This window comes from Bradyrhizobium sp. LA2.1 (assembly GCF_040547725.1).
GTDB classification, from domain to species: domain Bacteria; phylum Pseudomonadota; class Alphaproteobacteria; order Rhizobiales; family Xanthobacteraceae; genus Bradyrhizobium; species Bradyrhizobium barranii.
The window spans coordinates 45,442-52,862 of the sequence record NZ_JBEPQI010000042.1 but is presented as its reverse complement, the minus strand read 5'-3'; the positions used below and the strand labels follow the sequence as shown (position 1 = coordinate 52,862).

7 protein-coding genes are annotated in these 7,421 nt (G+C 61.4%); 2 read left to right on the top strand and 5 right to left on the bottom strand.

From position 1 onward, the window contains the following. The first annotated feature begins 99 nt into the window (after positions 1–99). The gene (locus ABIB95_RS44455; protein ID WP_354116375.1) at positions 100–510 is read left to right on the top strand and encodes a hypothetical protein; all 411 of its coding nucleotides are present in this window, start codon (positions 100–102) and stop codon (positions 508–510) included. 359 nt (positions 511–869) lie between these two features. Here ABIB95_RS44455 and ABIB95_RS44450 read toward each other — a convergent pair whose 3' ends face one another. The 4 genes from ABIB95_RS44450 to ABIB95_RS44435 form a co-directional block, all read right to left on the bottom strand. After that, on the bottom strand, positions 870–1,160 hold the full coding sequence (locus tag ABIB95_RS44450) for a WGR domain-containing protein (RefSeq protein WP_354116374.1): 291 nt from the start codon (positions 1,158–1,160) through the stop codon (positions 870–872). Positions 1,161–1,382: 222 nt separating this feature from the next. Then, the gene (locus ABIB95_RS44445; RefSeq protein ID WP_354116373.1) at positions 1,383–2,303 is read right to left on the bottom strand and encodes a nucleotidyl transferase AbiEii/AbiGii toxin family protein; all 921 of its coding nucleotides are present in this window, start codon (positions 2,301–2,303) and stop codon (positions 1,383–1,385) included. Next, the gene (locus tag ABIB95_RS44440) at positions 2,290–3,087 is read right to left on the bottom strand and encodes a type IV toxin-antitoxin system AbiEi family antitoxin domain-containing protein (protein WP_354116372.1); all 798 of its coding nucleotides are present in this window, start codon (positions 3,085–3,087) and stop codon (positions 2,290–2,292) included. The genes ABIB95_RS44445 and ABIB95_RS44440 overlap by 14 nt, the downstream gene beginning before the upstream one ends. A gap of 177 nt (positions 3,088–3,264) precedes the next feature. After that, positions 3,265–3,669, bottom strand: coding sequence for a hypothetical protein (locus ABIB95_RS44435; protein ID WP_354248832.1), 405 nt, complete (start codon positions 3,667–3,669; stop codon positions 3,265–3,267). Between the two features lie 400 nt (positions 3,670–4,069). On the opposite strand from ABIB95_RS44435, the gene ABIB95_RS44430 reads away from it, so the two are divergent. Then, a complete protein-coding gene (locus ABIB95_RS44430; protein ID WP_354116370.1) occupies positions 4,070–5,383 on the top strand; it encodes a DUF2130 domain-containing protein in 1,314 nt (437 codons plus the stop codon). A 258-nt stretch (positions 5,384–5,641) separates the two neighbouring features. On the opposite strand, the gene ABIB95_RS44425 is transcribed toward ABIB95_RS44430, so the two are convergent. After that, positions 5,642–7,285, bottom strand: coding sequence for a diguanylate cyclase domain-containing protein (locus ABIB95_RS44425; protein ID WP_354116369.1), 1,644 nt, complete (start codon positions 7,283–7,285; stop codon positions 5,642–5,644). Positions 7,286–7,421 lie beyond the last annotated feature (136 nt).

Below are 7,421 nucleotides of genomic sequence, written 5' to 3'. Positions count from 1 at the left end.
TGACAAAGCCGAGCCCTTCGTCTGGACCAAGAAAAAGGTTCGTCAACGCCCCTTCAAAGGCCGCCGTATCACTCAGCTCTGATTCCGGGTACTAGTCCGGTGAATTTCCAGGTCACAGTCCTGAAGATCCTCGTGAGCTACCCGGGCGGGTTCGCTTCGATCGCGGACCTCAAACGCGATATGGCGATCCTTGCGACTAGCGGGAAGGACTGGGCCGAACGCACCAAACGCCTAGCTTCCCGCGTGCCTGATCTTGATATCTTTTCGCAAGGCTTCATCGAACGCCCGAATGGCGGCTGGCGTATCACGGACAAAGGGCGCTCCGTGCTCGACCTCATGGAGGCTCGGCCCGGCGCCAACGAGCCGCAGCGCGTCGAAGAGGTTCGACCCGCGCCGCCCAAACCAGCCGTGCCTCCGCAGCGGCTTCCGGCGGAGTCGGACCCGCGCCGGCGCGAACGCCGGCAGCGCCGCCGCGCGGCTCGCGAACGATCGAGGGCGAACGCCTCCTAGGAAGGCTCTACATTCGCGAGCAAGGAATCCGAGCACCCCTTCGCTGCTTCAGAAGAGACCCACCTCAAGGCCGAGTCCTTATCACTAGGGACAGCAGCAGGTGCAAACCATCCAGGCGTTGTTTTGAACTTCAGTCACCGCGCGAGCGGGCCGCTTCAGCCTCGCCGCCTTCAATCCGCTCCCAATTTTTTTGGACCATCCACAGCGTCATATTTGGAATCATGCAGCTAAGTTATTGATTTACAGCAATTTTAGTGATTCGCATAACCTTCATTATGGAATACTTTGGCAATTCTTGGAATATGACCGGAGATGACTTCGGATTACTTTGATAGACTTGCGCGGACATTTTGTCCAGATCAGCCGGCTTGCGGCGCGTCGCACCCGGATTCCGCGCGCGAAAATTGCCGCTGGACATAACCACGACGGGTTTTGCGCCTGAGCCAGGACTCGAGGGCCTCGACGGCCTGCACCTGACCATCGAACAGATCGAGCCGCCGTCGGCCGCGCCCACCGAGACGACCCCATTCGCGCACCAAGGCCGTATCGCCAAACAGCGTCGGCTCGATCGTGAGCACGTAAAACCGCGCCATGTTGCGGGCCGGATCGCGCCGCTCGAGCACGAGATATTGCACGGTGAGTTCGGACATGCGCCAGAATCGCAATTCCCGAATCAACCGTCCAATTAAATAAATGAATCGATCCGAGCCAACGATTCAAAAGTTTTATGAGACAGTCGGGGTCAGGCTCGCGATAGGCAACTGAGCTGAAGCCCGCAAGCTCCGGGGCTCGCTGGGTGGCGGCGTACCCCGGAGATGTCGTCTGAACAAGTTGCCACACGCGTGCTCGACGGAGATCCCCCTCCTCCAACCTCAGGCATCACGCAAGACTTCCTCGAGTTGCGCCACGAGCTTCGCCCGGTGCTCGGCAGGAAGCTTGTCCAGATTGATCTGCTTCCAGCGCACCGCCGGCAGCTCCGCCGCGCCAGGGACGCCCAGCAGGCTCCAATCCGGCTTGCCGCGCTTAAACCCTGTGAGGAAATCCTTGTGAGCTTGCGGCATTTTTCCCGCGATTTCGGCGATCAGCGTTTCCCGGGCATCGAGCAACTCGTCCAGGCTTACTTCATCTGCGGTCATGCCCTCGAAGCCGTGCGTGAATTCGTGCTGGATGTCCTTGCGGCGAGGAACCACGACCTCGGAAATCGGCCTGTCATGGCTGATGAGGTAGACGATGAACGCCTTGCGGAGATCGTCCGTGATGCCTTCGTTGGCGAGCAGATCGCGGACATCGAAGAGGTCGCGCGGATGCTGCCGGTCGAGCGCCGCGACGAGCTTGCCGGCGTATAGATCGGCGAACGAAACGACTTTCATCTGTGCGAAGCTGAACGTTTCTTCGACGCCAGGCGAGACATCGCGCAGCTCCGGCTCGAAGACGCAGCCCCTGATCACGGGCGTGACCTCGATCTTGATCTGCGCGTCGCCTTTCTGGATGGTCAGCTTGGTGGCGATCTTTTCACGAGCGTTGACGACTTCCGTCACCCGCGCGCCCGGCAATCCTTTCCTGATGGCCGCTGCCACGCGCTTCATCGCTGCATCAATCGCAGCAAGAGATTCGGGGCGCGGAGCTACCGGCAGATAGGTCAGGTCAATATCGACCGACAGGCGCGGCATGTCGCGGTGGAAGAGATTGATGGCGGTGCCGCCTTTGAGCGCAAAATCGGGCTCCGTCGCGACGAACGGAATCGTCTCGAGCAACAAGGCCACTTGATGCCGATATTGTTCAGACAGGGGCATTGAGGTCGTCTGGGATGGTTATGAGGTATTTGGTGTCGAGTTTGCCGCCCTTGACGAGCATGCGCTTTCCCGTGCCGAGATTGACTTTCGACTTGTCGATCTGTTTGAGCCAGGCGTGCTGATGCCGCTCCGAGAACCAGAAGAACAATCGTTTGACCTTGACGCTTTTGCAGTCGTTCAGAAGCGTTTGCAGCCGCCGGGGACTCAGGCTCCTCAAGCCTTCCGCGAGTGCATCGACCTGATGGAAGCTTTCGTGGCGGGGCAATTCGTCGAGCAGTTCGAGGAACGCACGTTCGGGCGTCGACACCGTGAGAGGCCAGTCGAATGGTGCCGGTATTTCCCGCGTTGTACCCGACTTTGATCCGTGCGTGCTCCCGTGCGTTGTGAATAGACTTTGCGCGCGGTGAACGCGGAATTTCTGTTTGAGGGGGAGTTTGCCGAGCCAGCCGGGAGCAGGCCGCGTTCCATATAGATGTACGGCCGAAGGACCCGCCTGGCTCAAGTAGTGGCCAAAGCCTTGCGCTTCGATGGCGGTACGTCCGCCAACGACGAGATCGGAGCCGAGCAGTCGCTGAAGTGAAACGACGACACCCTGCCAGGAGAGTTCGCCGAGCGGGCGCTTGAAGGATCCCCGCGCCGGCTGAACCAGCCAGCCAGCCGATACGTATTGGCTGCGTAGGCTGGTGGAGTATCCATGTCGCTCCATCCAGGCGGCATCGACGAGAAGCCCCTGCGGGAGGGTTCGCTCGAGCTTGTTTAGCTTTCTTTCATTTTGCTCAGTCATACTAAGTAAATTAGCATGTTCTCAAACCAACCTCAAAGTTTCAAATCTGACCGTTTTGCGCAGTCCAGCTAAGCAAAATTGGGGCAACATAAACCCACAGCAAACCTCCTTCCACCGGCCCTTGGAACCGCCTTTCCGAAAGCCGAGACTCGCTGGTCAGCCCCTAATCGAGCTTTGTTACGACGCAGTCGCTTGTCTTCGCCGGACAGCGTCGCGTCGGCTTCGTTTCCGCATGCGTCGAACTGGCGCTATCAAAGGCATCTTCAGAGTCGTGGCTGGGGTCGGCTCCTCGACCGCGCGGACATGCAGCTCCGTTGCTTGGGCGGGCGCGGGCCGAGCCTCCATGATCTCGAGAACCGCGCGTCCCTTATCAGTGACACGCCAGCCGCCGTTCATCCGCTCGATGAGACCTTGGGAGAAGATATCCAGGTCGGGCACGCGGGCTGCCAATCGCTTTGTCCGTTCGGCCCAGTCCGGTCCGCTTGTCGCCAGAATCGCCATATCGCGCTTGAGATCCGCCATGGCGGCGAACCCGTCTGGATAGCTGACCAGCACCTTGAGAACCGTCACCTGGAAGTTCACTGCCCCACCCGTACTCGGCTTCCGCGAACTTACTTCCTCTACATCTTAGGAGTATTCGTGAGCCTCTGTCGACTCACGACATTCCCCCCGCTGGTTTTCGTTGGAGGTGTGCGGTGAAAAGGTTCGCGGTTGGACTGATGATGGCTAAACACTCCAGCCCCGGAAGAACGCGGTCAAGATCGGCGTCGGAGATTTAGGGATGATTCCTTCGACCAATGAACCGCCGGCTATTCCTCGCGCAGGCAGGCGGGTACGTTGACATGTCGATGATGCGGATTCGGTGGAAAACCGGTCGATCAAGCCGCTGATTGACGACACGAATGTGGACATCGAGGGCGGCGACATCGCAATCGCGCGCGGATCATGTTGAATCCGGCCGCACCGATGACAGGGGATGTTCATGAGTTTCAAAGCAACCGCCGCCGGCGCTTCGCACGAACCGACCCTGCATTGTCCCAACTGCAATCACGAGATCCGGCTGACGGAGTCGCTGGCCGCTCCCCTCCTCGCTGAAACCCGCCAGCGCTTTCAACAGCAGCTGGCCAGCAAAGATGCCGAGATGGAGCGCAAGACCGAGGTGCTGCGGCTGGAACGCGCGCAGGTGGCCAAGGACCGCGAGCAAATCGAGGACCAGGTTGCGAACCGATTGACCGCCGAACGCGCCCAGCTGGTCGCGGCCGAAAGCAAGAAGGCGCGGGAGGCGGCCGCGGCCGAGCTCCAGGCGAAGGAATCGGAAGCCGCTGAGCTACGGGCCGCCCTGCTTACCAACAACGCGAAGCTTGCCGAGGCCCAAAAGCAGCAGGCCGAACTGATGCGGCAACAGCGGGCGCTCGAAGAAGAAAAGCGCGAACTCGACCTGACGATAGAGAAGCGCGTTCAGGCTTCAATCAGTGAAATCCAGATCAAGGCCAGGCAGGAAGCCGATGAGGCGGCGCGCTTGCGCGTTGCCGAAAAGGACCAGACCATCGAGTCGATGACACGCACCATCGAGGAACTTAAGCGCAAGGCCGAACAGGGATCACAGCAATCTCAGGGAGAGGTTCTCGAACTCGAGCTGGAAGAGCTTCTGCGCGGGCGTTTTCCAACCGATTCGATTGAGCCGGTTGGCAAAGGTGAGCTTGGGGCGGACGTTATTCAACAGGTCAATGGTGCTATTGGCCAATCTGCCGGCATCATCCTTTGGGAAACCAAGCGCACCAAGGCGTGGAGTGACGGGTGGCTCGCCAAATTACGCGACGACCAGCGTCGTTCCGGCGCCGACGTCGCTCTGATCATCTCGCATACGTTGCCGAAACATATAGAGCAATTTGACCTGGTTGACGGTGTATGGGTGGCTCATCCGCGTTGCGCATTGCCTGTCGCCGTGGCGCTCCGCCAAGCTCTGATCGACGTGAGCAGCTCTCGCCTCGTTCAGCAGGGTCAGCAGACCAAGATGGAGCAGGTTTATCATTACCTGACCGGCATGAAGTTCCGGCAGCGGGTCGAAGCTGTGGTTGAGAAATTCAACGACATGCGCGACGATTTGGACAAGGAGCGCAAGTTCATGAGCCGTCAGTGGGCCAAACGCGAGACGCAGATCCTGGCCGTCGTGGAGTCGACGGTCGGCATGGTCGGCGATCTGCAGGCGATCGCCGGCAAGGCCATGCCGGAGATACCGAGCCTCGAAGTGCCGCGGCTTGAGTCCTTGGCGGAGTCTGAGCGGAGAGCGAGCTAATAGTTGGCAACGCCGCTGCGCGTACCTCCCCCTAAGGCGGCCGGGGGAACGCGACGATTGCGTCGCCGCGATCCTTAAGGTTCGATCCCGTGCTCACGCGAGCCGCAGGCGCCGCTCTTAAAGCGGCGCTCGTGATCAGTCGATGAACCTCGATCGCTTCGGCCATCGGCGCCTGCAGGTGGTCGGCCCAGTCAGGTTGCGACGATACCCTCAGGAAGCAAGTTGAGCCCACGCTGCGTCGACGGAATCCGTTACCGTCTAAGCCCTCTTGACGTCGGGCCAGGCAATCACCCGTCCGGCCATGATAAGCCGATCCCGGCCCCCATCCTTCGCGGCATAGAGCGCCCGGTCGGCCGCGGCCACCAGAGTACCGCAGTCGCTCGCGCCTTGCGCCGGCAGGTTCGTCGCGCCCCCAAGGCTGACCGTTGCGATCTTTGAAGGTAGATTCGAGGCGTGCAGCATTGCGAGCTGGCGCAGCGCCCCGCGCACCCTTTCCCCGACCTGTTCGCAGCCTTCGGAGTCCGTGTTCGGCAGCAGCAGTGCGAATTCCTCGCCGCCGTAGCGGGCGGCGAGGTCGGCGGGTCGTCGTACGTGCGCTTCCAGGATCCGCGCCAGCGCGCGCAGGCAGGCGTCGCCGGCCTGGTGGCCATACTGGTCGTTGAACTTCTTGAAGTAATCGACGTCGATCAGCAGCAGCGACAGCGGCGCGCCGTCGCGCTTGGCCCGGGCCCATTCCTCGGCAAGACGCTCGTCGAAATGCCGACGATTGGCAAGGCCGGTCAGGCCATCGGAGATGGCGAGCGCGGCGAGCTTGTCCTGCAGATCCTTCTGCTCGGTCATGTCGCGCGAGATCGCCACCACGCCGTCGATCTCGTTGGTCTCGGTCGACCGGGTAACGCGCAGCGCGGTCTCGACCCAGATCTCGCCCTTCTCGCGGTGAGGCGACCGGTAGATGATCCGCGCCTCCTCCGCCTCGCCGTTCTTCAGGGCCGCGACGACCTGCTCGACCCGCGGCCGGTCCTCTGAGTTGAGACCGGCGAGGGCGGACGTTCCCAGCAGCTTGGCGGGATCCCAGCCGAGGATCCGCGCACACGATGGCGAGGCGTAGAGGATGCGTTCGTCGAGACCGATCCGCATCACTACGTCGCTGCACTGTTCGGCCAAGAGGCGGAAGTCGGCCTCCTTGGCGACGATGGCCGCGGCCATCAGTTGCCGCTGCGACAGGTATCGTACGAGCCAAAGACCTAGCAGAGCGAGCGCCAAGGTCAGGCCGGCGACGATGCCCATCCGCATCAAGGCCTGTTCGCGCCAAGGGGCCAGCACGTCGTCCTGATCCTTGGTGGCCAGGATCACGATCGGATAGTGACTGCTGACCTGATAGAAGCTGAGCCGCTGACGGCCGTCGAGCGGAGACTTAAAGTAGTAGACGCTGGCGTCGGGGCGGCTGTTCAGGGTCCGGAAGAGCGGCGAGCCTGACATGTCGCGTCCCACGTAGGCGCCATCGTCGTCGCGGCTCCGTGCCAGCAGGATGCCGCCGGTGTTCAGCAGCGACACCGCTCCGTTCGGCCCGATATCGAAGCGTCGGTAGAACTCGGTGAAATATGCGACATCGATGCTCGTCAGCACCACGCCGGCGAAGCTGCCGTCCGGGTGATTGAACCGGCGCGAGGCGGTGATGATCCACTGTCCGCCCGAGCGGCTCTTGACCGGCTTGCCGATGAGGGTGCCCCGGTCGGTATTGACGCGGTGGTATTGAAAGTAGTCGCGATCGCTGTTGTTGAGGCCGGCGAGATCGACGTCCTCCGTCGTGGCGAGCCAGCGGCCGGTCTCGTCGTAGACGAAGATGCCGCGGATGCGCTTCCTGTTGTACTTGCGCGACTGCGAGCGGTTCAGCGAGTTCATGGACGTACTAACGCGCCTCGCGGCGGACGACCGCTCGGCGGACTCTGGTGTTTCAGTGCCAACAAAGCCGATCTGAGCGACGACCGATCGGCACATCGTCGGGCTCCCACGACACGCGCGACCGACGAACACAGTG